22 protein-coding genes and 1 tRNA gene are annotated in these 25,348 nt (G+C 72.0%); 4 read left to right on the top strand and 19 right to left on the bottom strand.

What is annotated here, in order from left to right; all coding sequences use genetic code 11:
• Nucleotides 1-10: 10 nt before the first annotated feature.
• The 12 genes from BJZ21_RS07015 to BJZ21_RS06960 form a co-directional block, all read right to left on the bottom strand.
• On the bottom strand, nucleotides 11-916 hold the full coding sequence (locus BJZ21_RS07015; RefSeq protein WP_179663089.1) for a glycine betaine ABC transporter substrate-binding protein: 906 nt from the start codon (nucleotides 914-916) through the stop codon (nucleotides 11-13).
• A gap of 91 nt (nucleotides 917-1,007) precedes the next feature.
• Nucleotides 1,008-1,949 (bottom strand): ABC transporter permease, encoded by a 942-nt coding sequence (locus tag BJZ21_RS07010; RefSeq protein ID WP_179663088.1) that lies wholly within the window; start codon nucleotides 1,947-1,949, stop codon nucleotides 1,008-1,010.
• Complete coding sequence (locus BJZ21_RS07005; RefSeq protein WP_343052005.1) at nucleotides 1,946-3,190, bottom strand: quaternary amine ABC transporter ATP-binding protein; 1,245 nt, start codon at nucleotides 3,188-3,190, stop codon at nucleotides 1,946-1,948. Before BJZ21_RS07005 ends, BJZ21_RS07010 begins: the two co-directional genes overlap by 4 nt.
• A gap of 254 nt (nucleotides 3,191-3,444) precedes the next feature.
• The gene (locus BJZ21_RS21695; protein ID WP_179663086.1) at nucleotides 3,445-4,593 is read right to left on the bottom strand and encodes a Wadjet anti-phage system protein JetD domain-containing protein; all 1,149 of its coding nucleotides are present in this window, start codon (nucleotides 4,591-4,593) and stop codon (nucleotides 3,445-3,447) included.
• Nucleotides 4,590-7,988, bottom strand: a complete 3,399-nt coding sequence (locus tag BJZ21_RS06995) for an ATP-binding protein (RefSeq protein WP_179663085.1) — start codon at nucleotides 7,986-7,988, stop codon at nucleotides 4,590-4,592. The genes BJZ21_RS21695 and BJZ21_RS06995 overlap by 4 nt, the downstream gene beginning before the upstream one ends.
• Complete coding sequence (locus BJZ21_RS06990) at nucleotides 7,981-8,559, bottom strand: DUF4194 domain-containing protein (protein WP_179663084.1); 579 nt, start codon at nucleotides 8,557-8,559, stop codon at nucleotides 7,981-7,983. The genes BJZ21_RS06995 and BJZ21_RS06990 overlap by 8 nt, the downstream gene beginning before the upstream one ends.
• Nucleotides 8,556-10,001: a DUF3375 family protein gene (locus BJZ21_RS06985; RefSeq protein WP_179663083.1), complete on the bottom strand. Its 1,446-nt coding sequence runs from the start codon at nucleotides 9,999-10,001 to the stop codon at nucleotides 8,556-8,558. Before BJZ21_RS06985 ends, BJZ21_RS06990 begins: the two co-directional genes overlap by 4 nt.
• Nucleotides 10,002-10,187: 186 nt before the next feature.
• A tRNA-Ala gene (locus tag BJZ21_RS06980) sits at nucleotides 10,188-10,260 on the bottom strand.
• An 84-nt stretch (nucleotides 10,261-10,344) separates the two neighbouring features.
• Nucleotides 10,345-11,022, bottom strand: a complete 678-nt coding sequence (locus tag BJZ21_RS06975) for a histidine phosphatase family protein (protein WP_179663082.1) — start codon at nucleotides 11,020-11,022, stop codon at nucleotides 10,345-10,347.
• Between the two features lie 16 nt (nucleotides 11,023-11,038).
• On the bottom strand, nucleotides 11,039-11,419 hold the full coding sequence (gene rsfS / locus BJZ21_RS06970) for a ribosome silencing factor (protein WP_179663081.1): 381 nt from the start codon (nucleotides 11,417-11,419) through the stop codon (nucleotides 11,039-11,041).
• Complete coding sequence (gene nadD, locus BJZ21_RS06965; RefSeq protein WP_343052004.1) at nucleotides 11,416-12,048, bottom strand: nicotinate-nucleotide adenylyltransferase; 633 nt, start codon at nucleotides 12,046-12,048, stop codon at nucleotides 11,416-11,418. Before nadD ends, rsfS begins: the two co-directional genes overlap by 4 nt.
• A 182-nt stretch (nucleotides 12,049-12,230) precedes the next feature.
• Nucleotides 12,231-13,490, bottom strand: coding sequence for a glutamate-5-semialdehyde dehydrogenase (locus BJZ21_RS06960; protein WP_179663079.1), 1,260 nt, complete (start codon nucleotides 13,488-13,490; stop codon nucleotides 12,231-12,233).
• A 130-nt stretch (nucleotides 13,491-13,620) separates the two neighbouring features.
• Between BJZ21_RS06960 and BJZ21_RS21690 the strand changes: the two genes are divergently transcribed.
• Together BJZ21_RS21690 and BJZ21_RS06950 are read left to right on the top strand one after the other, a co-directional pair.
• Nucleotides 13,621-15,171, top strand: coding sequence for a lysyl oxidase family protein (locus BJZ21_RS21690; protein WP_179663078.1), 1,551 nt, complete (start codon nucleotides 13,621-13,623; stop codon nucleotides 15,169-15,171).
• Between the two features lie 400 nt (nucleotides 15,172-15,571).
• On the top strand, nucleotides 15,572-16,966 hold the full coding sequence (locus BJZ21_RS06950) for an HNH endonuclease signature motif containing protein (RefSeq protein ID WP_179663077.1): 1,395 nt from the start codon (nucleotides 15,572-15,574) through the stop codon (nucleotides 16,964-16,966).
• On the opposite strand, the gene BJZ21_RS06945 is transcribed toward BJZ21_RS06950, so the two are convergent.
• Nucleotides 16,946-17,329, bottom strand: coding sequence for a rhodanese-like domain-containing protein (locus BJZ21_RS06945; protein WP_343052003.1), 384 nt, complete (start codon nucleotides 17,327-17,329; stop codon nucleotides 16,946-16,948). The genes BJZ21_RS06950 and BJZ21_RS06945 overlap by 21 nt on opposite strands.
• A gap of 67 nt (nucleotides 17,330-17,396) precedes the next feature.
• Here BJZ21_RS06945 and BJZ21_RS06940 point away from each other — a divergent pair, with 67 nt between their 5' ends.
• A complete protein-coding gene (locus BJZ21_RS06940) occupies nucleotides 17,397-17,978 on the top strand; it encodes a DNA polymerase ligase N-terminal domain-containing protein (protein WP_179663076.1) in 582 nt (193 codons plus the stop codon).
• Between the two features lie 6 nt (nucleotides 17,979-17,984).
• On the opposite strand, the gene ligD (BJZ21_RS06935) is transcribed toward BJZ21_RS06940, so the two are convergent.
• The 6 genes from ligD (BJZ21_RS06935) to BJZ21_RS06910 all read right to left on the bottom strand — a co-directional run bounded on the left by ligD (BJZ21_RS06935) (nucleotide 17,985) and on the right by BJZ21_RS06910 (nucleotide 23,000).
• Nucleotides 17,985-18,884 carry a non-homologous end-joining DNA ligase gene (ligD, locus tag BJZ21_RS06935; protein ID WP_179663075.1) on the bottom strand — a complete coding sequence of 300 codons (900 nt, stop codon included), beginning with the start codon at nucleotides 18,882-18,884 and terminating at the stop codon, nucleotides 17,985-17,987.
• Nucleotides 18,881-19,822: a non-homologous end-joining DNA ligase gene (gene ligD / locus BJZ21_RS06930; protein ID WP_179663074.1), complete on the bottom strand. Its 942-nt coding sequence runs from the start codon at nucleotides 19,820-19,822 to the stop codon at nucleotides 18,881-18,883. Before ligD (BJZ21_RS06930) ends, ligD (BJZ21_RS06935) begins: the two co-directional genes overlap by 4 nt.
• A gap of 115 nt (nucleotides 19,823-19,937) precedes the next feature.
• Nucleotides 19,938-20,900, bottom strand: a complete 963-nt coding sequence (locus BJZ21_RS06925; protein WP_179663073.1) for an electron transfer flavoprotein subunit alpha/FixB family protein — start codon at nucleotides 20,898-20,900, stop codon at nucleotides 19,938-19,940.
• Nucleotides 20,901-20,915: 15 nt separating this feature from the next.
• A complete protein-coding gene (locus BJZ21_RS06920) occupies nucleotides 20,916-21,695 on the bottom strand; it encodes an electron transfer flavoprotein subunit beta/FixA family protein (RefSeq protein WP_343052002.1) in 780 nt (259 codons plus the stop codon).
• Nucleotides 21,696-21,861: 166 nt separating this feature from the next.
• Nucleotides 21,862-22,221, bottom strand: a complete 360-nt coding sequence (locus BJZ21_RS06915; RefSeq protein ID WP_179663071.1) for a hypothetical protein — start codon at nucleotides 22,219-22,221, stop codon at nucleotides 21,862-21,864.
• Nucleotides 22,221-23,000 (bottom strand): enoyl-CoA hydratase/isomerase family protein, encoded by a 780-nt coding sequence (locus BJZ21_RS06910; protein WP_179663070.1) that lies wholly within the window; start codon nucleotides 22,998-23,000, stop codon nucleotides 22,221-22,223. Before BJZ21_RS06910 ends, BJZ21_RS06915 begins: the two co-directional genes overlap by 1 nt.
• A gap of 128 nt (nucleotides 23,001-23,128) precedes the next feature.
• On the opposite strand from BJZ21_RS06910, the gene glgX reads away from it, so the two are divergent.
• Nucleotides 23,129-25,294, top strand: coding sequence for a glycogen debranching protein GlgX (glgX, locus tag BJZ21_RS06905; protein WP_179663069.1), 2,166 nt, complete (start codon nucleotides 23,129-23,131; stop codon nucleotides 25,292-25,294).
• Nucleotides 25,295-25,348: the final 54 nt, after the last annotated feature.

Here is a 25,348-nt window from a genome sequence, read left to right as displayed (position 1 = left end):
TCGGTCTCGGTCAGCTCTCGAGGCTGTCCATCACGTCCTGGTGGTCCTTCTCCCAGGCCTGGACGGCCTGCTCCTCCTTGCCCTTGCCGTACTTGTTCACGACGAGGTCCTCGAGGCTGCCGTACTGGGCGTCGTCGAGCTTGAGCCTGCCCATCATCGCCGCGACCTTGGGGAAGTCGTCGCTGAAGCCCTTGCGCCCGAGCTCGTGCAGCCCTTCGGCCTCGCCCAGGGCGCCCTTGGGGTCGTCGAGGGTCTTGACCGGGAAGGCGTTGTTGGCCCAGAAGGGCTTCCACAGCGTGACCACGATGTCCTGGTGGCTGTCGGTGGCCTTCTTCAGCTGGGCGAGCATGGCCGTGGTCGACGAGGTCACCAGCGAGTAGTCGTCGGTGAGCCCGTACTGCGGCATCACCTGCTCCTTGGTGGTCTTCGTGAGGCCGGCGCCGGGCTCGATGCCGATGATCTTGCCGTCGAACTGGTCGGCCTTCCCCGGCAGGTCGGCGATCGAGTCGATGTCGGTGTACTCCGGCACCGCGAAGGTCAGCTTGGCGCCGTCGTAGTAGGTGCCGAGGTCCTCGATGTTGTCGCCGTACCGGTCCATGTAGGACTTGTGCGTGACCTCCGGCCACGCCGAGGGGTAGACGTCGACGTCACCCTTGGCGAGCCCGGCGTACAGCGGCGCCGCGTCCGAGATCTCCTTGATGTCGACGTTGTAGCCCTTCTTCTCCAGCACGTCCTTCCACAGGTACGCCGTGCTGAGGCCGTCGGTCCACGAGGGGATGATCCCCAGCGTGATCGACTTGTCCCCGGCAGCGCTGGCGCTGTCGCTGCTGCTGCCGCATCCGGTGGCCACCATGGCGATGCTGGCCAGGGCCACCAGGGCACTTCCGACTCGTCTCTTGCTCCACGTGCGCGTCATTCGTCGTCCTCTCTCGTCCTTCGTCTCTGTGTTCAGTTGTGCTGCGGCGGTCGGCCGGTGGCCGGGGCGCCGCGGCCCCGAGATCGTGGGGTCAGGCGGCGGCGGGCGCCTTCTCGGCCTGGGCCGGACGGTCCGCTGCCGGGCTGCGGCGTCCGCGCAGCAGCGAGCCCAGGCTCCGGCGGCTGCGCCGGTCGCGGCTGAGGCCGGCGGTCACCCGGTCGAGGTAGATCGCGAGCACCACCACCGAGAGCCCGGCCTCGAACCCGAGCCCGATGTCCAGGGTCGAGATCGAGCTGGTCACCTGGCCGCCGAGCCCGGCGGCGCCGACGAGTCCGGCGATCACGGCCATCGACAGGGCCAGCATGATCACCTGGTTGACGCCCGCCATGACCGTCGGCAGGGCCAGCGGCAGCTGCGTCTCGCGCAGGATCTGGCGCGGGGTGGCGCCGAACGCGTGCCCGGCCTCGACGACCTCCTGGTCGACCTGCCGGATGCCCAGCTCGGTCAGCCGGACGCCGGGTGGCAGCGCGAAGATCACGGTGGCCACCAGGCCCGGCGCCTGGCCGATGCCGAAGAGCATGACCACCGGCACCAGCCACACGAAGGCGGGCATGGTCTGCATCAGGTCCATGACCGGCCGCACGACCCGGCTGAGGCCGTCCCACCGCGCTGCGGCGACGCCCAGGGGCACGCCGATGACCAGGGCCATCAGGGTGGCGAAGAAGACGAGCGCGAGGGTCTGCATGGTCGCCTCCCACTGGTCCATCCCGATCACCAGCGTCAGGCCCACCAGCGAAGCGATCCCGACCTTCCAGTCGGCCACGAGCCACGCCAGCAGCGCCAGGGCCACGACGAGCACCAGCGGGGCGGGCGCGTCGAGCAGGTCGGTCAGCGAGGTCACCGCCGACTCGATGAGCTGCGCGACCCGGTCGAAGAAGCTGCCGAAGCTGTCCAGGATCCAACCGAACGCGGACTCGGTCCAGTCACCGACCGGGATCCTCGGCACCCCGGACACCGTCTCGAAGACCGTCATCGGGCCACCTCCACTCGCTCGTCGTCGACCGGGCCGCGCGGCGCCGGGATCATGGTCACGTCGGGACTGCTCCCCGCGCCGAGTGCGTTGAGCAGCGTCACGCGCGGGATCACCCCGAGCAGCCGGTCCTCCTCGCCGACCACGGCGAGCGGGACCGGGCTGTCGGCCGAGGCCGCGAACAGGTCGGCCACCGCGGTGTCCGGCCCGACGGTCGCGGCGGGCTGCAGGATGCCGGCGAGGTCGTCGCGCCCCGCGCGGACCGCGTCGGCCGTCGCGTCGTCGGTGACGACGCCGCGCAGACGGCGGTCCCGCCCGACGACCATCAGCGACGAGACCTGGTGCTCGCGCATCAGCCGGTGCGCCACCCGCGGCCCCTGGTCGCCGCCGAGCACCGCCACCGGCGGCTCCATCACCGACGACGCCGTGAGCACCCGGCTGCGGTCGACGTCCTGCACGAACTGGGCGACATAGTCGTTGGCCGGGTCGTTGAGGATCTGCTCGGCGCTGCCGACCTGGACGATGCGGCCGTCGCGCATCATCGCGATCCGGTCGCCCAGCCGCATCGCCTCGTTGAGGTCGTGGGTGATGAACAGGATCGTCTTGTCCAGCCGGTGCTGGAGCTCGATGAGCTGGTCCTGCATCTCGCGCCGGATCAGCGGGTCGAGCGCGCTGAACGCCTCGTCCATCAGCAGGATCTCGGTCTCCGAGGCCAGCGCCCGGGCGAGGCCGACGCGCTGGCGCATGCCACCGGACAGCTCGCCGGGCAGGGAGCCTCCCCAGCCGCCGAGTCCGACCAGCTCGAGCGCCCGCTCGGCGCGCTGCTGGCGGTCGGCGCGGTTCACGCCCTGGACCTTGAGCGCGTACGCCGCGTTCTCGCCGACCGTGCGGTGCGGCAGCAGCGCGAAGTGCTGGAAGACCATGCTCACCCGGTCGCGCCGCAGCTCGCGCAGGCCGCGCCGGTCCAGCCCGGTGACCTCGCTCCCCGCGACCCGCATCTGGCCGGCGGTGGGCATCAGCAGGCCGTTGGCCATCCGGATCAGCGTCGACTTGCCGGAGCCCGAGAGCCCCATCACGACGAAGATCTGCCCTGCCTCGACCTGGAACGACGCGTCGATGACCGCCGCGGTCAGGCCCTCCTCGCGGAGGTCCTCGCGGCTCTCTCCTCGCCGGAGCCGCTCGACGGCACGGTCGGGCCGCCTTCCGAACACCTTGTAGATCTCGTGGGCCTCGAGAAGGGCCACACGCCTCACTGCTCCTCGAACCGGGGACGCCGGCCCTGGTGCCGGCATCGCTGTCCGCGGTCGACTCGACCGCGGCACCGAGCGGCGCAGCCAGCCTGTGCAGCACGTCCGGTCAGGAGTGCACGAGGGGCCGCGGAGGGGGACGCCACACGCGTCACTCCCGTCGCCCGGCTTGAGAACCTAACGAAGGTCGGAGTGGGACCTCAAACCGCGCGGTAACGGGACGATCACGATGCCGGTGGACGTGACCGAGGTCATGCTCCGAGCCGCTCCTCGACCCAGTCCCAGTCGAGCCGCTCCTGCTCGAGCCGGACCCGGTCGCCGAGGCGGTCGGTGACCAGGTCGTCGTAGAGCTCGTGCTCCTCGGCCGTGAGCCGACTCAGGAGCGGCCTGGCCGGCCGCTCCTCGACGCCCCACCGGTCGCGGTGACCGAGAAGGGTCTGGCGGTCCATCAGCACCGAACGGGCCTGCGGGAGCCAGGCGCGGAAGCGGTCGAGGATGGCGAACCCGTGGGTGTCGAGGTCCCCCCAGTAGCGGACGTCGACCTCCGCCAGCCAGAGCAGCCGGCCGACGCGGTCCACCTCGAACCCCTTGCCCCACAGCACCACCCCTCCCGGCGGGACCGGCACGCTGAGGTAGCTGATCTCGTTCTCGACGACGAGGGCCGTGGTGGGTCGCAGCTCCAGCGCCGCGAGCTCCTCCGCCCGGACGGCCAGCTCCGTGAGCGACTGCGGGAGCCCCACCAGCTCGGGCGAGGGCCGCAACCGCACCAGCTCCGGCTTGCCTCGCAGCCCCAGGGCCTCCAGGAAGCCGGAGGCCGTGCCGGGGACGCCGAGCAGCGCCGCAAGTGTCCTGCGGTGCCGCTCGGCGAGCTTGGTGTCGACGCCGGGGGCGCTGATCTCGCGCAGGTAGCGGCCGGAGCCACGGTGCTCGTCAAGCCACGAGTACGCCGCGAGCAGCGCCGGCCACTGCTCCGCGACCGCGAGGGCCTTGTGCGGGTTCGCCACGACCCACGCCTCGACCGGCGCCACCGGCGCGACCAAGGCGAGGATCGACGCGAAGCGACGCACGTCATCGGCCACGCCCAGAAGTCCCCACGCCTGCTCGTAGGCGGAGACGATCGCCCGCGCCGGGACCTGGTTGCGGCCGAAGTGCCGGCCCCCGACGGTGGTCCACTCCAGGGTGTAGCGCGCGTCGTCACGGCGACCGGCGTCCAGCCGCGCGGCCCAGCCGCGCACCTCCTCGAGGTCGTCCCCGATCTCGGACGGCCGGGGTCCCCGCAGCGGCACCTCGACCCTCGGGAACGGCTCCCCGGCGGCGTACGCCCTCAGCAGGCTGCCGTCGGCCCACCGCCGGCGGACCTGGGCGGCAACCTGATCGGGCGTGGTCCACCGAGCGCTCACCGGTGCCGCCCGTCGCGCCGCTCGCGGTAGTCATCGATCGTCATCGTCTGCAGCCGCGAGCACGTGCCGGTGGGGTTGTCGACGTAGCCGATCGCCCTCACGTAGGGCTCGATGACGTGCACCTTCTGCAGCGGGGTGACGATGAGCAGCTGCAGGCCGAGCTTGGCGAACAGGCTGAGCGCGAAGCGGGAGGACACGTCCGACCCGCGGCCGAAGGCCTCGTCGATCACGGCGAAGCGGAAGTCCCGGGACTTAGTCGCCCCCCACTCCAGGCCGAACTGGTAGGCGAGCGACGCGGCCAGGATGGTGTAGGCGAGCTTCTCCTTCTGGCCCCCGGACTTGCCGTCGGAGTCGGAGTAATGCTCCCACTCCTCGTCGGTCTCCAGGTCGCGCTCGGAGGCGGAGAAGACGAACCAGTTGCGCACATCGGTCACCCGGCGGGTCCAGGCCCGGTCGGAGTCGGCGTAGCCCTCGCGGCCCCGGAACCGCTCGATCATCCGCTTGACCTCGAGGAACCGCTGCTCGGAGTAGTGGTCGTCGACGCCGGAGATGGTGTCGTCGGTGGCGTTGCGCAGGTCGGCCCGGAACGTGGCGACGTCCTGGTTGTTGGTCGGCTGCTTCTCCAGGCGGATGAACCGACCCGGGTTGTAGGGGATCGCGCCGAGCGCCTCGTTGATCCGTGCGACCCGGTCGCCGATCTCCTCGGCCTGCCGGCGCAACCAGCTGTTGAACTGCGCCAGCTCGCGGATGGTGTTGGTGTTGAGCTGCTGCTTGAACTCCTGTTCGAACTGCGGCAGGTCATCACCGGCGACCCGCTCGTGGAACGCGAGGAAGTCCTGGCGCGAGTCGACGGTCGCGTCCATGTCCGCCCGCAGCTCGGGCCAGCGCCGGAGCACCTCGCTCATGTGGGCCGCGAGGCTCTGCCCGAAGCCACCGAGCTCCCTGGTCAACCGCTCGATGCGCCGGTGCAGGTCCTCGGTCAGGGCGTCGCCAGCGCGGCCGCACTCCGCCGAGCTGGTGGGCACGGCCTTCCCGAGGCGACTGAGGAGCGCGGCGTACGACTCGCGCGCTGCGTTGAGCACCGCCGCCGGGTGGTGGGCCACCGCCTCGTCGTCCCGCGCCTTCTCGTCCACGCAGCGACGCCGCTCGGCGTCCGAGGTGGCCAACCGCCCGGTGAGCAGCTCGATCCTGGCGCCGACCTCGGCGGTGCGCCCGGCATTGTGGTCGAGCGCCTGCTTGATCTCCGCCAGCCTCGAGGACCCGGCCTCGAGCCGAGCCCGCTCGGCGTCGGCGGCGGCGCCACGCTCCTCGGCCCCGGCGACGTCCAGGTCGGCCCAGGACTGGTACCCGTCGAGCCGGGCGAACGCCTCGCTGCGTCGCTGGACGGTCTCCCGCGCCTCGCCGACCCGAGTGAGCTCCTCCTCGCTCGCGTCGCGCGCGGCCTCGAGCTCGGCCAGCTCGACCCGGAGCGCGGCGATCTTGCGCTCGTTGGCCCAGCCGAGCACCCAGCGGCGCGGGTCGTCGACGCGGTGGCGGTCGTCCTTCTCGTGGCGCTCGCCCGAGCGGACCTGCCCCTCGCGGGTCACCGCACGCCGCTCGGCCCGGAACTCCTCCAAGGTCTCGGCGCACCGGAAGCTCGCCCGGTTGGTGACCTCGTCGAGGAGGTAGTCGCGGAACGGCCCCTCTTTGACCTGGAGGCAGTCGGCGAGCATGAGCGCGTCGCTGCCGGCGCGCTGCAGCGGCACCCGCCGCGCGGATACCCGCTCGTGGACGAGCTTCGCCCCCACGGTTCGGCCGTCACGGCGGCTGGAGGTGAGCCGGCGGGCGTTGACCCATCCTGTGACGGCCTCGTAGTGCTCCTGGGGCACCAGCAGGGACAGCGCGAACCCGCGCAGCACCCGCTCCGCGGCGCCGCGCCACTCGGCGTGCTCCTCGGCGACGTCGAGGAGCTCGCCGGGGTAGGGCAGCTGCTCGGGAGACAGCCCGAGATCGGCGCAGAGCTGCGTGCGCAGTTCGACCTGCTCGGTGGGCAGGTTGTTGGTGCGCTGCTCCAGGCTGGCCAGCTCGTCGCTGACCGCGTCCCGTCGTGTGCCGGTCTCCCTGACCTGCCCGATCAGCTCGGCGAAACGGGCGTCCAGCGCCCGCTTGTCGCCGGCCAGCTGCGGTCTCGCGTCGGCGACCAGGGCGGCCAGCGCGCCGAAGCCGACGGCGTCACGCACCTCGCCCAGGTCGGCGTCGGCGACCGCCGCGTCGAAGAGGGCGCGACGACGGCGCCGCTCCTCCGCCAGGCTGCGCGCCTCCCGGGCGATCCGCTCGAGCTCGCCGACCCGGTCGCCGCCTGCGCGCTCGCGCTCGGCAATCAGCGACTCCCGCTCGCCGGCCAGGGCGGCGAGCTGCCGCTTCGCCTCGTCCTGCTCGCCGAGCAGCCGCTCCCCGTCGCCCTCGAGCGAGACGATCTCCTCCCCGAGCAGCCGCGAGCGCGTCTCCGCGATGAAGAGCCGCACGGCGCCCCGTTGGCGTTCCAGGTCCTCGCGCTCGGCCAGCGCGGCGTCGTACCGCTGCGACGTGGCCACGATGGGGGCCAGCGCCTCGAGCTGCTCCCGGGCCCGCTTGACCGCGTCGTGGGCCTTGGTGAGGTCCTCGAAGTGGCCGATGATCTCGCGGACCCGGTCGGTCGCGTCCGACGGCTCGAGCATGTGGTCGCGGACGAAGTCGTTGAGGTTGCCGACCGACTTCATCGACACGGTCTGGTGGAAGAGCTCGAGCGCCTGCTCGGAACGGATGCCGAGGAGCCGCCGCAGGGACGTGGAGTACTTCGGGAAGTCGTCGAACAGCTCCGCTCCGCCGGCCCGCAGCCGCTTGCGCAGGTCGCGCAGGTCGGCCCCGAAGTCGGCGAAGTCCACCGCGACGGTGAGCTCCTTGGTGGCGGTGACGTAGAAGCGGTACGGCTGTCCGCTGCTCTCGCGCTGCTGGAAGACCTGCGCCAGCGTCACGGTCTCGTCGTAGCCGTCGTTGGTGAAGACCCCGAGGACGACGGAGTAGGTCCTCGCGTCCGTGCGCAGGCCGATGGCCCGGGACCGGCCGGAGGCCTCCATCCGCTCGGACTTGTAGTGGCCCTCCACGTAGGAACGCAGCGTGCGCTCCCTGGCCTCGGCGCCGGCGGCCTTGTTGTAGGAGATCTTGTGCGCCGGCATCAGCAGCGTCGTGAGCGCGTCGACGAGCGTGGACTTGCCCGAGCCGATGTCGCCGGTGAGCAGCGAGGTGTCCGCGCCGGGGGTGAGCCGCCACACCTGCCGGTCGAAGGTGCCCCAGTTGAACACCTCGAGGTGGTGCAGCCGGTAGCCCGCACGGCCGGAGTCGGCGAGCTCCACCGCCGAGAAGAGCCCGTCACTCATCGTCGCCTCCGGTCCCGGCGTACTGCCGGAGCTTGCCGGCGAACCCGGAAAGGGTCTCGGCGTCGACGTAGGCCTTGAGGATCCGGCGCACCTCCCAGTGGTCGGCCTGGCCGCGGAGGGCCCGCAGGAAGCCCAGCTCGGCGGCCTTCCCGATGGTGCGCTCGGCCTGGTCGACCAGACGCGCCTCGTTGGAGGAGTCAGTCTGGAACGTGCGCAGCATCTCCACGATCTGGTCGCGGGTGAGGACCAGGCGCCCCTCGCTGCCAGAGGTCTCGAACTCCAGCAGGCGCTTGCGGAGCAGGACGAGAAGGAGGGAGACGTTGTAGGTCAGCGCCCGGCGGCGCACCAGCCGCGGGAGCGCCTCCTCGCCCTCCACCTCCGGGCGCGACCGGAGGTAGGCGTAGCCCTCGGCGTCGTCGACGACGACCTCGACCCCGATGGTCGCGAAGTGGTCGCGTACGCCGCCAGTCGAGCGCTCCAGCGTGAGCCAGGTGTCCTCGTCGGCCTCGCGGTAGACCACGCCCTGCATCAGTCGGATGATCGCCGACCCGACCGCGTGCTCGTCGCTCATGTTCGTCTCACCGTCACCTTCGGCAGCCGGGCCCGCTTGAGCCGGTCGGGGTCGGCCGGGTCCGGGTAGTCGAGGAGGGTCTCCTCGGTGTCGTCCATCTCGATCTTCAGGTCGTCGTCGGCCAGGGCGAGGTAGCCGACGATCTCGGCGGCCCCCTGCTCGATGGGGTACATCTCGAGGATGTCGGACAGCAGGGCCGAGGACCGCTCGGGAAGCACGGCTCGGATGTTGCCGGCCAGCCGGACCTGGTCGACGAAGGCCTGGGTGAAGAGGAGGTCCGCCGCGAGCTCCTCCTCGGTGGCGGGCGGGATCAGGCTCTCGACGTCCGCGGCCGCCGGCGGCTCGTAGAGCGGCCGCTCGAAGGGCAGCACGATCCCGAGCCCGGGCACCTCGACCTCCAGCCCGAAACCCGGGGGGTCGTCGCGGACCTCCAGCGCCGTGGTCTCGACGGCGCGGACCAGATCGAGCACGCGACGGTTCTCCAGCCACACCTGGTCGTCGAGGAAGCGGCGCAGCTGCTCGGAGATCTGCCGCACGGTCCGGTGGGCGCGCTCGGCAGCCTCCGCCCAGTCGTGGTGGATGCTGCGCAGCCGCCGGTCGGCCTCCACCATGCTCAGCCCCGCCACGCGCCCGAGAAGGTCGGACAGCTCGTCCTGGCGCGCCTCGGAGAGCAGGAAGTCGTAGAAGGCCTGGAAGCTGCGGCCCTGGTCGGAGCCGGCGATGTCGGAGCGGGACCCGACCAGGTCGGCGAGCAGCTCGCCCTTGGAGCCGTCCCAGGCGGCGATCCGCTCGCGGGCGGCGCGGTCGAGTAGCCGGAAGTTCTCCTCGACCTCGCGGAAGTCGGAGAGCAGCTCGCGAGCGGTCCCGGCGAACTGCTGGTAGCGGTCGCGCACCCCGGTCTCGTCGAGCACGGCCATCTCACCGGCCTCGACCGCAGCGATCTCGGTGTCGATCTCCTCGCGCCTGCGCCGCAGCTCGGCCAGCCGCGCCTGCGGATCGGCTTCGGTCCCGTGCACGATCTGGCGCAGCAGCTCCACGACCGTTTGCAGCCGTGACTCGGTGCCCACGAAGGCTCGGCCCCGCAGCGACTCCACCCAGGCGTACGCCTTCTCGAACGCCGGCGTCACCTCGTAGTGCACCTCGTCGTCGCCGGCCGGGTAGAAGCGGCGCAGGTAGCCGGCCTCGGTGGCCGACCAGTCCTCCAGGTAGGCGCGTGGAGCCTTCGGGAATCGGGCCTGCTCGCGCCCGTCAGAGAGCGCGGCGTCGAGGGCGTAGAGGTGGTCGTCGAGCGCCGCCGCCACCTCGCTGCCCGGACACGCACCCCGGTTGCCCTCGACGAAGTAGGTCCCGAGGAAGGACAGGATGAGGGTGCCGTTGCCGGCCCGCAGCAGCCGCCAAGCGGGATGCCGCTCCCGCAGCGCGTCGATCGCGTCGTGCTCCACCGCCTCCACCTTTCCCAGGACGGGTCGCCAGCCTAGGCAAGGGCACCGACGCTGCACGCGCGGCCCTGCTGCCCGGCGCGCCGCAGCGACCGCGTTCGGGAGCCAACCGATCGGTTGGGCGTCGACGCGGAACCGTGGGTGAGATGCAGAGAGGCCGGCGCCATCGGCGCCGGCCTCTCATCGGGGTGGAGCTGAGGGGACTCGAACCCCTGACCCTCTGCATGCCATGCAGATGCGCTACCAGCTGCGCCACAGCCCCATTGCGTTCCCCGGCGCTTCCGCCCAGGTGAGCAACGCGCTGAATACTAGCCAAACGTGCTGCCGGAGTGAAATCCGGGGGGCCCTACGGCGTGGCCGGAAGACCGCCGGCGGTCTCGTTGTAGGAGCTCAGCCGCACGCGGCCGCTGCGGTGCTCGGTGAGCGTGGCCCAGCCGCAGTTGTCCATGTGCAGCAGCGCCGCCTCGGCCTCCGGCGGCAGGCCGAGCAGCGCGAGGAGCGACACCTTCAGGCACGCCCCATGCGCCACCACCACCCCGGTCTCCCCGGTCCCGAGGGCGGCGAGGCACTCCCGCAGCGCGGGCACCATCCGGGCGGTCACGTCCGCGTCGGACTCCGCCCCGGGCACCACGTCCCAGGAGAGGTGCGCCTGCCACCGGTCGTGCTCGGCCGGGTGCTTCTCGGCGAACTCGGCCATCGTCAGGCCGGCGCGGAGACCGACGTCGTACTCCCGCAGCCGCGGGTCGGTGGCCGCGACCAGGCCGGTCGCGGCCTCGACGTACGACGCGGTCTGGCGGGCCCGGGTGAGGTCGCTGGTCCACACCGCCGTCGGCCGCAGCGCCGCGACGTAGGGCGCGGCCGCGGCGGCCTGGGCGTGCCCGGCCTCGTCGAGCGGCACGTCGCTGTGGCCCTGGGCGCGGCCCTCGAGGTTCCAGGCGGTCCGGCCGTGGCGCAGCAGCACCAGCCGGCGTGCCCCTCGGGTCTCCGCGATCTCGACCGCGGACCGCTGGTCGGCCGAGCTCACCTCCGGCTGCCCGCGCTCAGCCGCGGCCGCCGGACGTCACGTCCGCCGGCAGCTCGATCACGGGACAGTCGCGCCAGAGCCGCTCGAGGGCGTAGAACTGCCGCTCCTCCTCGTGCTGGACGTGCACCACGACGTCGCCGTAGTCGATGAGGACCCAGCGGCCCTGCCGCTCCCCCTCACGGCGGATCGGCTTGGCGCCGACCTCGCGCAGCTTGGCCTCGATCTCGTCGACGATCGCCTGGACCTGGCGCTCGTTGGAGGCGGAGGCGAGTAGGAAGGCGTCGGTGATGGCGAGCTGCTCGCTGACGTCGAAGGCGACGATGTTCGTCGCCAGCTTGTCGGAGGCGGCGTGCGCGGCGACGCGGACGAGCTCGAGGGCGTGTTCGGTGGCGGTCATTCAGGCTGCTCCGGTTTGGGCGGGTAGAGGTGGTGCTTGGCGATGTACTGGACGACGCCGTCGGGCACGAGGTACCACACCGGCTCGCCTCGGCGGGTCCGGTCGCGGCAGTCGGTCGAGGAGATCGCCAGCGCAGGGATCTCCACCATGGTGACCCGGTCGGCCGGGATCGACGCAACCGTGGCGGCGTCCAGCCCGTAGCCGGGCCGGGTGCAGCCCACGAACTGGGCGAGCTCGAAGAGCTCCTCGGCGTCACGCCAGGTGAAGATCTCGGTCAGCGCGTCGACGCCGGTGATGAAGTAGAGCTCGGCGTCCGGCATGGCCGCATGCAGGTCGCGCAGCGTGTCGATCGTGTACGTCGGACCCGAGCGGTCGATGTCGACGCGGGAGACATTGAACCGGGGGTTGGCCGCGGTGGCGATTACCGTCATCAGGTAGCGGTGCTCGGCCGGGGAGACCTCCCGGTGGGACTTCTGCCAGGGGTCACCGGTGGGCACGAAGACGACCTCGTCGAGGTCGAACCACGCCTGCACCTCCGAGGCGGCCACCAGGTGGCCGTTGTGGATGGGGTCGAACGTGCCGCCCATCACCCCCACTCGGCGCGGGCCGGGAACGCGTGGCTCCTCCACCGGGACCGGTGTCGCGCTCAGCTGTGCTCGCGTCCCGCGCCGAACATCAGGAGTCCGAACAGCATGACGAGGAGGATGAGCAGGGCGATACCGCCGACGAGCCAGTGGTTCATGGCCGACAGCCTACCGGGACGCAGGCACACTCCGGCATCCGCTCGGGCCGCCCGCTCAGCGGCATCGGCTCAGCGCACGTGCCCGTCGCCGGTCACGACGTACTTGGTGGAGGTCATCTCGGGCAGCCCCATGGGGCCGCGGGCGTGCAGCTTCTGGGTGCTGATCCCGATCTCGGCGCCGAAGCCGAACTCGCCGCCGTCGGTGAACCGCGTGGAGGCGTTGACGAGCACCGCCGCCGAGTCGACCTCGGCGACGAACCGCCGGGCGGTCCCCTGGTGCTCGGTGACGATCGCGTCGGAGTGCTGGCTGGAGTAGCGACGGATGTGGCGCAGCGCCTCGTCGAGGTCGGGGACGACCCGGGCGGAGATGTCGAGGGAGAGGTACTCCTCGCCCCAGTCCTGCTCGGTCGCGGGGACCACCCCGTCGTACGCCGTGAACGCGTCGTCGCCGTGGATCCTCACGCCCGCGTCCTGCAGGGCGGCGACCACCCTGGGCAGGAACGCGTCGGCGACCTCCGCGTGCACCAGCAGCGACTCCGCGGCGTTGCAGACGCTGGTGCGCTGGGTCTTGGCGTTCACGACGATCGCCAGCGCCTTGTCGAGGTCGGCGTGCTGGTCGACGTAGACGTGGCAGTTGCCGACGCCGGTCTCGATCACCGGCACCGTGGACTCCTCCACGACGCTCCGGATCAGCCCGGCACCGCCGCGCGGGATCAGCACGTCGACCAGGCCGCGGGCGCGCATCAGCGCCTTGACGCTGTCGTGCGAGTCGCCGGGCACCAGCTGGACCACGTCCGCGTCGAGGCCGGTGGCGACGGCGGCCGCCCGGAGCACCTCGACGATCGCGGCGTTGCTGGACCGGGCACTGGAGCTGCCCCGCAGGAGCACGGCGTTGCCGGACTTCAGGCAGATGCCGGCGGCGTCCGCGGTGACGTTGGGTCGCGCCTCGTAGATCATCCCGACCACGCCGAACGGCACCCGGACCTGGCGCAGCTCCAACCCGTTGGCGAGCGTCCCGCCGCGCACCACCTCCCCGACCGGGTCCGGCAGGCCGGCGACGTCGCGCAGCCCCTGGGCCATGGCGGCCAACCGGTCGGGCGTGAGCCGGAGGCGGTCGACGATGTTGACCGGGGTGCCGGCCTCCTCCGCGCGCCGGACGTCCTCGGCGTTGGCGGCCAGCACCGCCGCCTCGGCGCCCAGCAGGCCGTCGGCCATCGCGTGGAGGGCCGCGTCCTTCCGGGCCCGGGTCGCCAGTGCCAGCCCGTGGCTCGCCCCGCGGGCCCGGCGGGCCGCCTCGAGCACGTCGTTCCGGGTGTCCTCACCTGCCATGCCTGTGAGCCTAGGCGAGCCGGAGGTCACGAGTTGGCGTGTCTTGCGCCGAAGGCAACCATCCGCGCCTCCGCCGCGTCCTAGGCTCCGCAAGCACCTGCTCGCACCCATCGTCTCGAAGGACAAGCCCGTGCCTCGTCACTCATGGCGCAACGCCACTCGCACTCTCGGTCTCGGGCTTGCCGCCTCGCTGACCCTCGCCCCGCTGGCCCTGCTCCCCCAGGCCGCCGACGCCTCCGCGGGCACCTCGCCCGCGGCCGGCACGACCGCCGCGACCGGTTCGCCGCTCCGGCTCTGGGCACCGGACAAGGTGACCGCCTACACCTACGGCAGCAAGCGCGTGTGGACCGACTTCGGACTGCGCGTGATCGCCCAGGGCGTGCCGTTCGAGCTGTGGTCCACCCGCGCCGACACCTACGACGGGCCGATCACGACCGTCTGGCGCTCCGCGGACGGCGACAAGACCCTGGACGCGGGCGTGATGAACAGCTTCAACGGCCTCGCGCACTTCATCCACGTCACGATGACTCCGGTCAAGGGCGGCGACGTGACCACGCTCGACAAGACCGCGTGCCTCAGCGGCTGGTCGGAGCGGGTGCAGCCGGACGCGCCGGCGACCTCGCCGTACCCCAAGTCCTGCTGGTACAACCCGTTCACGCTGGGATCCGTCCAGGGCATCCAGGCGGGCTGGGCGACCCCGATCCTCGGCCAGACCCGGCCGATGCGGCTGCCGCTCGGCAAGTACGACGTGACCGCCAGCATCAACCAGAAGTACGTCGACGCCTTCGGCCTCGACGCGGCCGACGCCTCGACGTCGTTCCGGCTCGTGGTCGACGCCGGCGACGGCGGCAACTACCGCCGCTTGGCCCAGCAGCACGCGCGTCGTACCGCCGGGGACCCGGCCGTCCGGACCACCCAGCACGCCCGGGTCGCCCGCCCGGCGGCCCACCGGCCCACCGGCGCCGCCACCACTCCCGCGGACGGCCCGCGTCCGGACCTGCGGCCGCTCCCGGCCTGGGGCATCCAGGTCTCTCGCAACGGCCACTTCCTGCAGTTCGCCGCGACGGTGTGGAACGCCGGCGACAGCCCGCTGGTCGTCGACGGCTTCCGCAACGGCCAGGAGAACATGGACGCCTACCAGTACTTCTTCGACGGCGACGGCAACCAGGTCGGCTACCAGCCGGTCGGCTCGATGGAGTGGGACGCCCGCCCCTCGCACCACCACTGGCACTTCGAGGACTTCGCCCGCTACACCCTGGTGACCGCGGACGGCGCCGGCGACATCAGCGAGAAGGTGCGCTCCAAGAAGGAGGCCTTCTGCCTGGCCAACACCGACGCCGTCGACCTCACCGTCAAGGACGCCGACTGGAACCCGGAGAACACCGACCTCTCGACGTCCTGCGGTGACCTGAGCTCCCTGTCGATCCGCGAGGTGCTGGCCGCCGGCTGGGGCGACACCTACGCGCAGTACCGCGCCGGCCAGTCGTTCCGGCTCACCGGGCTCCCGTCCGGCAAGTACTTCATCGCGGTGACGGCCAACCCCGACGGTCACCTCATCGAGTCCGACACCTCCAACAACCAGGTGCTGCGCGAGGTGGACCTCACGCGCCACAAGGACGGCACCTACACGGTGACGGTGCCGCAGGTCGGCAACGTCGAGGAGTCGACCCGGGGCTTCTGACCTCTCGTCCCGACTGGGACCAGTCTGCCGGCCGCGACCCTGCCCCCGGGTCGCGGCCGGTGGTGCGTCCGGGCGTGTTCGGGTGGTCGAGGTGCGAGGAGCGCCAGCGACGATCCTCGAGACCGCCGTCGGCGGCTCGCTGGCCGTGGGTGGTTGCTGTCTTGGCAGTTATGCGGGTACGGCGCCGCGTGGGGTCGCGGTCGCTGCCCGGCTCACGGTCGTCCGGGAGGTTCGGCGGCCGGTCCTAGGTCCGCTCCGGGGTGTACGCACGTACGTACAAGACCCCCGCCGCGCCGTTATGGAGAGGCTCTCGAAGCCGTTATCGCTTCGCGACCTGAGGCCTGTGAACAACCGCCTCTGACGGGGTCGGAGTGTCGGTGGCCTCTGGTTGGGTCAAACCATGGAGCAGCTGCCACCCCTCGCACCGACCGGTGCCGCCGGCGTGGTCGCGGCTGCCAACGTACTGGTCGGGCAGCTCGACGCGCGGTTGTGGGCGGCGAGCCCGGCCGAGGAGATCGTGGAGGCGGTCCACGAGGCGGAGCGGCTGCGCGCCCATCTCGCTGCGCTTGAGGCGTCGCTAGTGGCCGAGGTGGAGGCCCGCAAGATCGCCAAGCAGACGCTGGCCTGGGGATCGACCGCCGACTGGTTCACCCACGCCGCCGGCCAGCAGCGCACGATCGGGCACCGCACGGTCCGCCAGGCCCCGGTGCTCGTGGGCGAGCGGACCGCGACCCATGCCGCGTTGAGTCGTGGGGAGGTGTCGCCGGAGCAGGCGGCGGTGATCGTGGACGCGGTCGACGCGCTGCCCCACGACGAGGCGCTGCGCGCTCGCGCCGAGCAGGTGCTGCTGGCGGAGGCCACCCGGCTGGATGCCACCGCGCTGGCCGTGGTGGGCAAGAAGATCGCCGCGGTGGTCGACCCAGACGGCGAGGAACGCCGCCAGCAGCAGAAGCTCGACCGCGAGGAACGTGCCGCCCACCTGCACCGGTTCCTCTCGATCACCGACGACGGTGCGGGTGGGGCGTGGTTGAAGGGCCGCGGGACCGTGGAGGACGCTGCGGTCCTCAAGGCCGCCCTGCTGCCGCTGACCAAGCCCGCCCCCGCCCTCGACCCCGACCACCCCGACGAGCAGGTGCAGACCGACCCGCGTGACCACGGCACCCGGATGTGGGACGCCCTGGTCCAGGTCGCCCAGCACGCGCTGGGCACCGATCTGCCGCCCGAGTGCCACGGCGCCCGGCCCCGGCTGGCGGTCACCACCGACCTGGAGTCCCTACGCACCCAACTGAGACCACCGGCCGGGCGGATCGACTGGACCTGCCTCGGCGAGACCGACCCCACCGCCGCGGTGCTGGCCGGCTACCGGTGCCCCGGCGGGGTCACCGAGGATGGCGGCCACCTCTCACCCGGGGCGGTGCGGCGGCTGGCTTGCGACGCCGACGTGATCCCCGTCGTGCTCGGCACCCGCGGGCAGGTGTTGGACGTGGGCCGGGCCAACCGGCTGGTCACCGCCGCGTTGTGGACCGCCCTGGTCTGCCGCGACGCGCACTGTGCGTTCCCGGGCTGCACCCGGCCACCGGTGATGTGCCAGGCCCACCACATCCACCACTGGGCCGACGGCGGCCCCACCTCCCTGCCCAACCTGGTGCTGCTGTGTGGCCACCACCACCGGGTCCTCCACCACACCCCCTGGCAGGTCCGCCTCGACCCCACCGACCGGCGACCCGAGTTCAGACCCCCACCCAGACACGGCGTCGAACAGGCGTGGATCAGGTCACGACCGCGACGGGAGTGAGTGGGCCGCCCATGCCTGGAACCCGCCCTCGAGATCGGTGGCGTCGACCAGTCCGAGCTGCCGGAGCGTGTGTGCCGCCAGGCTGGAGCTGTAGCCCTCGTTGCACACCACCACGACCTTGCGACCCGCCCGCGCCTCGGGGATCCGGTGGGGGGAAGTCGGGTCCAACCGCCACTCCAGCACGTTCCGGTCGATCACCACGGCCCCTGGCAGCTCGCCGTCGCGCTGGCGCTGCTCGACCGGGCGGGTGTCGACGACCAGCGCGCCCGCGGCGAGCTCGCCCTCCAGCTCCGCCGGCGCGACCCGCTGCATGCCCCGACGACACCGCTCGAGCAGGCGCTCGATGGCTGATCCGTCATCCACGCGTGGACCCTAGCCCGCCCTCCGCGGCCGCCGTTTGCCTGCCTCCCCCGTCGGGTACCCGGACGCCATGGCCGACGACCTCGCGGCGTACCGCCGCAAGCGCGACACCGACCGCTCCGGCGAGCCGTCCGGACGGGGCAGCGGCGGCTCGGAGGACGGCCCGGTGTTCGTCGTCCAGCGCCACGACGCCTCGAGCCTGCACTTCGACTTCCGCCTCGAGATCGGCGGGACGCTGGTCTCGTGGGCGGTGCCCAAGGGGCCCTCGCTGGACCCGCGCGACAAGCGGCTGGCCACCCGCACCGAGGACCACCCACTGGACTACGCCGACTTCGAGGGCCGGATCGACCAGGGGTACGGCGCCGGCACGGTCGTGGTGTGGGACACCGGGCACCTGGAGAACCTCACCGAGAAGGACGGCGCCCCGCTGGCCCTGGAGGACGCGCTCGCCGGCGGCCACCTCAAGGTCGCCCTGCACGGGCAGAAGCTCACCGGGGCCTTCGCGCTGACCCACACCAAGATGGGCGGCGACGACAGCAACTGGCTGCTGGTCAAGGTCGACGACGAGGGCGCGGACCGGCGGCGCAAGCCGGCGAAGACCCAGCCGGAGTCGGTGCTGAGCGGGCGGACCAACGAGGACCTCGAGGAGTAGCAGTCCTCACGTGAGCGCGGCGAGCCGCTCTCGCGCGCGGCCGAGGCCCTGTGCGTGCCGTCGCAGGTCGGCCCACGGGTCCGGGCGCTGCGCCAGCCGGCGGCGCACCGACCCGATCGTGTGCTGGTCGGGCTCGACCCGTGACAGCTCCGACCACTCCAGTGGCGTCGAGACCGGGGCGCCCGGCCGCGCACGCACGGCGTATGCCGGGACCGCCGTCTGCCCGTAGCCGTTGCGCAGCACGTCGACGAACACCCGGTCGCCGCGCCTGTCCTTGCGCTGCTCCAGCGTGAGCAGGTCCGGCTCGCGGGCGACCAGCACCGACGCGACCGACCTCGCGAAGTCGCGCACCTCGTCGAACCCCTCCTGCGCGCGCAGCGGCACCAACACGTGGTAGCCGCGCGAGCCGGTGGTCTTGAGGTACGACGTGAGCCCGAGCTCGTCGAGGATCTCCCCTACCAGCCGGGTCGCCCGGCGGACCTCCGCCAGCCCCTCCACCGAGGGGTCGAGGTCGAAGACCAGCTGGTCGGGCCGGTCCAGGTCGCCGACGCGGCTGAGCCACGTGTGCGGGGTCAGGCACGCCTGCTGGGCCAGGTAGACCAGCGTGCGCACGTCGTCGACCACCACCTGCCGTTGTCGCCGCTCGGCGGTCACGACCTCCACGGTGGCCACCCGGTCCGGGAAGTGCGAGGGGACCTTCTTCTCGTAGAACCCGGGGCCCTCGATGCCGTCGGGGAAGCGCTGCATGTTCACTGGCCGCTCCCGCAGGTGCGGCAGCATCACGGCCGCCATGTCGGCGTAGTACCGGGCCAGGCCCTCCTTCGTGACCGCCGCCCCGCGGTCCCCCGCCGGGAACAGCTCCTTGTCCGCGTGGGTGACCTCGACGCCCTCGACCTCGCCGCTCACCGCGCCTCCCGGACGACGTCGCGCGCCGGCTTGTCGGTCCGCAGCCCAAGGTAGCGGGGGTGCCGCAGCTGGCCCGCCCTGGTCCACTCGGTGAACGCGATCTCCGCGACCAGCTCCGGCTCGGCCCAGTGCACGCCCGCGCGCGGAAGGGCGCCGCGGGTGCAGGGCGGGTCGTCACGCTCGAGCGGGACCAGGCGCTCGTGCAGCTCCCGCAGCACCTTCTGGGAGAAGCCGGTGCCGACCTTGCCGGCGTACACCAGGTCCGTCCCGTCCCAGTGGCCCAGCAGCAGCGCACCCAGCGCCACCCGCGAGCCCTCCGGATCGGTCCAGCCGACCACGACGAGCTCCTGGCCGGCCTCGCACTTGAACTTCAGCCAGCGGTCCGTCCGACCCGTGGCGTACGCCGCGTCCGCGCGCTTGGCGATCAGGCCCTCCCAGCCCCGGCGGCAGATCTCGGAGAACCACTCCTCCCCCGCGTGCACCCGGTGCGGGGTGTAACGCACCGGGTCCTCCCACGTGAGCAGCGCGCGCAGCCGCCGCTTGCGCTCCAGCAGCGGCAACCCGGTCAGGTCCTCCTCGTCGGCCTGCAGCAGGTCGAACGCGTAGAGCCACACGGCCACCCCGCTGCGGCGCGCCTTCGCCGCGGAGCTGACGTGGATCCGCGGCTGCAGCCGCGCGAAGCTGGTCCGCGACCCTTCGAAGGCCACGATCTCGCCGTCGACCACGAAGTCGGTCGCGGCCTGCTGCTCCAGCGCCTCGGCGACCTCGGGGAACGCGACGGTCACGTCGCGTCCGGACCGGGAGTAGAGCCGCGTCCCGCGGGAGTCGCGGACGGCGAGGCACCGCTGGCCGTCCAGCTTGCGCTCGTAGATCCATCCCGGCTCCCAGAACCGGTCGTGGCTCAGCGTCGCCAGCGCGGGCTCGGGCACGGTGCTCATGGGTGTCCCTTACCCACCCGCACCCGAAAATCACCGGGACGTCATGCGGGTCGAGGTCCGAAGACCAAGATCCGCATGACGTCCCGGCGGGTGAGCAGTGGTCAGCCCTTTGCCCCTAGTTCTTGCGCCGCGTGACCTCCTCGGTCAGCGCGGGGAGCACCTTGTGCAGGTCACCGACGACACCGAAGTCGACCAGCTCGAAGATCGGCGCCTCCTCGTCCTTGTTGACCGCGACGATGGTCTTGGAGGTCTGCATGCCGGCGCGGTGCTGGATCGCACCGGAGATGCCGTTGGCGACGTAGAGCTGCGGCGAGACGGTCTTGCCGGTCTGGCCGACCTGGAAGGAGTGCGGCATCCAGCCGGAGTCGACCGCGGCGCGCGAGGCGCCCACGGCCGCGCCGAGCGCGTCGGCCAGGCCCTCGACCGGCTCGAAGTTGCCGCCGGTGCCGCGCCCACCCGAGACCACGATCGCGGCCTCGGTCAGCTCCGGGCGTCCGCTGGCCTTGCGCGGCTGGGAGGCCACGATCTGCGCCCGCTTCGCCGCGTCCGAGACGGTCGCGGCGAACTCCTCGACCGTGCCGGCGCCGTCGGCCTCCTCCGGGGAGGCGGCGTTCGGCTTGACCGTGATGATCGGCGTGCCCTTGGTGACCTTCGCCTTGACCGTGTAGTTGCCCGCGAACACGCTCTGCGTGGTGACCGGCGTGTCACCGTCGGCCTCGACGTCGACGGCGTCGGTGATCAGGCCCGACTCGAGCTTGATCGCCAGCCGGCCCGCGATCTCCTTGCCCTCGTAGGAGGAGGTGATCAGGATCGCGGCGGGCGAGGTCTTCTCCGCGAGCTGTTGGAGCGCCTCGGCCTTGGGGGCGACGAGGTAGCCCTTGATCTGCGCGTCGTCGACGGCGTAGACCTTCTGCGCGCCGTACTTCTTCACCTTCTCGGCGACCTCGCCGGCCTTCTCGGCCGGGCCGAAGAACACCGCGGACGGCTCGCCGAGACGCCCGGCGATCGTGAGGAGCTCGTACGTCGGCTTGCGGACCGCACCGTCGACGTGGTCGACGACAACCAGGACTTCAGACATCTTGCGATCAGCTCCTCAGATGAACTTCTTGGAGGCGAGGAAGTCGGCCAGCGCCTTCGCGCCCGAGCCGTCCTCGTCGGTCACGATCTCCCCGGCGGAGCGCGGCGGCCGGGCGGCGGTGTCCTCGACCTGCGTCCAGGCCACCGACAGGCCCACCTGCTCGGGGTCCACGCCGATGTCGGAGAGCGACCAGGTCTGGACCGGCTTCTTCTTCGCCGCCATGATCCCCTTGAACGAGGGGTAGCGGGCCTCGCCGGTCTGGTCGGTCACCGAGAGCACCAGCGGCATCGTGCCGCCGATCACCTCGGTGGCGGTGTCGCCGTCGCGCTTCACGCGGACCTGGTCGCCCTGGGTCTCGATGACCGAGGCGAAGGTGACCTGCGGCAGGTCGAGGCGCTCGGCCAGCATCGCCGGCACCACCGAGCCCGAGGCGTCGGTGGAGGCCATGCCGCACACGACCAGGTCGACGGGCTTCTCCTCACCGAACTTCTCGATGGCCTTGGCCAGCACCAGCGAGGTCGCGACGTAGTCCGACCCCGCGATCGCCTCGTCGGTGACGTGGACGCCCGCGTCGGCACCCATCTGCAGGGCCTTGCGGACCGCGTCGGTGGCCTTCTCCGGACCCACGGTCAGGGCGGTGACGGTGGTGTCGTCACCGGCCTTCTCCTTGAGCTGGAGCGCCTGCTCGACGGCGTACTCGTCGAGCTCCGACAGCAGCCCGTCCACGCCCTCGCGATCGACGGTGTTGTCCGACTCGAACTGCCGGTCGGCAGTGGAGTCGGGCACGTACTTCACACAGACAACAATGTTCATGGTGGTGTGGCCGCTACGGCCCCTCCTGTGCACTCGGTGTGTGTGGCGAGGTTACTAGTGGGTCAATCTCGGGAGAACCGCCCGGGGCGGTGGGGTCAGTCACAACCGGCCCGGCCCCCGGCCGGCCCCGGCCGGCCCTGGGTGGGGGTCAGGGACGGACCACGCGGTCGAGGATGCGGCCCACGACCAGCCACGCCACGGCCGCGAGCCCCCAGTTGACCAGGGCGTTCTTGGTCGCGGCGTCGTGACCGGTGAAGTGCTTGATGCCGGCGGTGCGGGAGAACACCTCGACGTCGAGCTTGTCGGCGACGTCGAGCACGAACTGCACCAGCGCGTTGTGCGGGTTGGCGTCCACCGCGATCAGCAGCGCCCCGACGGCCAGGAACAGCGCGGCCAGCGCACACAGCAGCCACAGCAGGCGCGCCACCTGGACCCGGACCTTCGCGACCCGCGCCCCGGACGACGACCGCCGATCGGCCCTCTCCGACACCTCGGCCCTCCGCTTCATCAACGCCCCCTGAAGACGGCCTTGCCAGGCCCGTCCTCGACGAAGGATCGCATACCGGTGGCCCGGTCCTCGGTGGCGAACAGGGCGGCGAACTGCTGCCGCTCGATCTCCAGGCCGGTCTCGAGGTCGGTCTCCAGGCCGCGGTCGACGCACTCCTTCGCCGCCCGGATCGCGTACGACGCGGCCCCGCTGAACTGCGTGGCCCACGCCACCGCCTCGTCGTAGACCCGGTCCGCGGGGAGCACCCGGTCCACCATCCCGATCGCGAGCGCCTCCTCGGCCTTCACGAACCGGCCGGTGAAGATGATGTCCTTGGCGCGGCTCGGGCCCACCAACCGGCCCAGCCGCTGGGTGCCGCCGGCGCCGGGGATGATCCCGAGCAGCACCTCGGGCTGGCCGAGCACGGCGTTGTCGGCGACGAACCGCACGTCGGCGGCGAGGGCCAGCTCGCAGCCGCCGCCGAGCGCGTAGCCGGTGACCGCCGCGACGACGGGCTTGGGGATCCGGGCGACCGCGGTGACCGCCGCCTGCAGCGGCCCCGACCGCTTGACCATGTCGATGTGCGACATCGTCGCCATCTCCTTGACGTCGTTGCCGGCGGCGAAGACCCGCTCCCCGCCGTACAGCACGACGGCCTTGACGTCGTCGCGCTCGGCGGCCTCGGCGGCCGCCTCGCGCAGCTCGTCTTGGACCTGGATGCTGATCGCGTTCATCTTCGGCCGGTCGAGCCGGATCGTGCCCACCCCGTCGGCGACCTCGAGCCGCACAAACTCACCCATCGGGTCCTCGCTCCTTCGTCTGACGATCGGGGCCGCCGGCGGGCGGGCCCACCCGGCATTATTCACAGCCACGCCGCGGCCAAACCGGCGGTGCGGCCGGGGGCACCCGATCGTGGAGAATGGGCCGGGTGACCCCAGGGATGTGGAGCCACCTCGGCCAGACGGCCTCGGTGTGGCCGGGCCGGAACTACCCGCTCGGCTCGGACTGGTCGGAGGAGTCGACCAACTTCGCCGTCTATGCGCCGGCGGCGACCCGGGCCTGGGTGTGCCTCTTCGACGAGGACGGTGTGGAGTCCCGGCACCAGCTCACCGAGCGGTCGCTGGGCATCTGGCACGGCGCGCTGCCCGGGGTCGCGGTCGGCACCCGCTACGGCTACCGGGTGGCCGGCCCGTGGGCACCTGCGGAGGGGTTGCGGTTCAACCCCGACAAGCTGCTGCTCGACCCCTACGCCCGGGCGGTGTCGGGCGAGCTCTCCCCGCACCCGTCGGTCTTCGGCTACGTCCCGGACCGGCCGGAGGAGCCCAACCGCGAGGACTCCGCGCCGCACGTGCCGCGCAGCGTGGTGGTCCACGACGACTTCGACTGGGGCGGCGACCGGCCGATGCGCCGCCGGTGGCGCGACACCGTCATCTACGAGATGCACGTCAAGGGCATGACCGCGCTGCACGACCGGGTGCCCGAGCAGCTGCGCGGGACGTACGCCGGCCTCGCCGTCCCCGCGGTGACCGACTACCTGCGCGAGCTGGGCGTGACGGCGGTCGAGCTGCTGCCGGTGCAGCAGTTCGTCCCGGAGACCGCGCTGGTCAGCCGCGGGGCCACCAACTACTGGGGCTACAACTCGATCGGCTACTTCGCCCCCCACCACGCCTACTCCTCCGCCGGGGACCGCGGGGGGCAGGTCACCGAGTTCAAGCAGATGGTCCGGGCGCTGCACGAGGCCGGCCTCGAGGTGATCCTCGACGTGGTCTACAACCACACCGCGGAGGCCGGCCGGGAGGGCCCGACGCTGTGTTTCCGCGGCCTCGACGACCGCGGCTTCTACAAGCGGGTGCAGCCCGCCCTGGACCCGAAGACCGGGACGCCGGTCTTCGACGACACCTACTGGGACGTCACCGGCTGCGGCAACACCGTCAACTCCTCCGACCCGCTCGCGCTCCGAATGATCCTCGACTCGCTGCGCTACTGGGTCACCGAGATGCACGTGGACGGCTTCCGCTTCGACCTGATGTCCGCGCTCACCCGGACCGGCGACGAGGTCGACATGGACTGCGCGCTGCTGATCGCCATCGGCCAGGACCCGATCCTGCGGCACGTGAAGCTGATCGCCGAGGCGTGGGACGCCTCGATGGACGGCTACCTGGTCGGCGGCATGCCGCCGCCGTGGGTGGAGTGGAACGACCAGTACCGCGACACCATCCGCGACTTCTGGCGCGGTCACTCTTCCGGCGTCCACACCGTCGCCACCCGGCTGGCGGGCTCCTCGGACCTCTACGCCGACGACGGCCGCTCGCCGTACAACTCGCTGAACTTCGTGACCGCCCACGACGGCTTCACGCTGCGCGACCTGGTCTCCTACGACCGCAAGCACAACGAGGCCAACGGCGAGCACAACCGCGACGGCGCCGACCACAACCGCTCCTGGAACCACGGTGTCGAGGGCGAGACCGACGACCGGGAGATCGTCGCGCTGCGCCGTCGGCAGGCGGCCAACCTGATGGCCACCCTGTGCCTGTCCAACGGCGTCCCGATGATCACCGCCGGTGACGAGCGCGGCCGCACCCAGCGCGGCAACAACAACGCCTACAGCCAGGACAACGAGATCTCCTGGATCGACTGGAGGCCCGACGACGCCTGGCTGGACGTCTACGAGGTCACCCGGGAGGCCCTGCGGCTGCGCCGCGAGCACCCGGCGCTGCGGCAGCGCCACTGGTTCGAGGGCCGGCCGGCGATCCTGGGCGGCCCGAAGGACCTGACCTGGCTGCACCCGAGCGGCCGGGAGATGACCGCCGACGACTGGCACGACGAGAGCCTGCGGGTCGTCGCGATGTTCGTGTCCGGCAAGCCGCTGCGCTCCCCCGGGCCGCGCGGCGAGCAGCAGGTCGACAAGTCGTTCCTGATCTACCTCAACTCCGCGGCCGACCCGGCGGCGCTCGAGATCCCCGAGAACGTCTGGGTGCAGGCCGGCGAGGTCGTGCTGTCCACCGACCCCGCGCTGCCGGCGGGCACCTCGGTCAAGGCCGGGGACCGGATCACCGTGGCCTCGCGCAGCGTCGTGGTGATCCGCGAGACCTGACCGGCCCCGCCGCACGCAGAAGGCCGGTCCGGACCCTGGGGTCCGGACCGGCCT

It is taken from the genome of Nocardioides panaciterrulae (assembly GCF_013409645.1).
Classification (GTDB): Bacteria; Actinomycetota; Actinomycetes; order Propionibacteriales; family Nocardioidaceae; genus Nocardioides; species Nocardioides panaciterrulae.
Note: the sequence above shows the minus strand (reverse complement) of the source record. Positions and strands in the feature narration are given on the sequence as shown.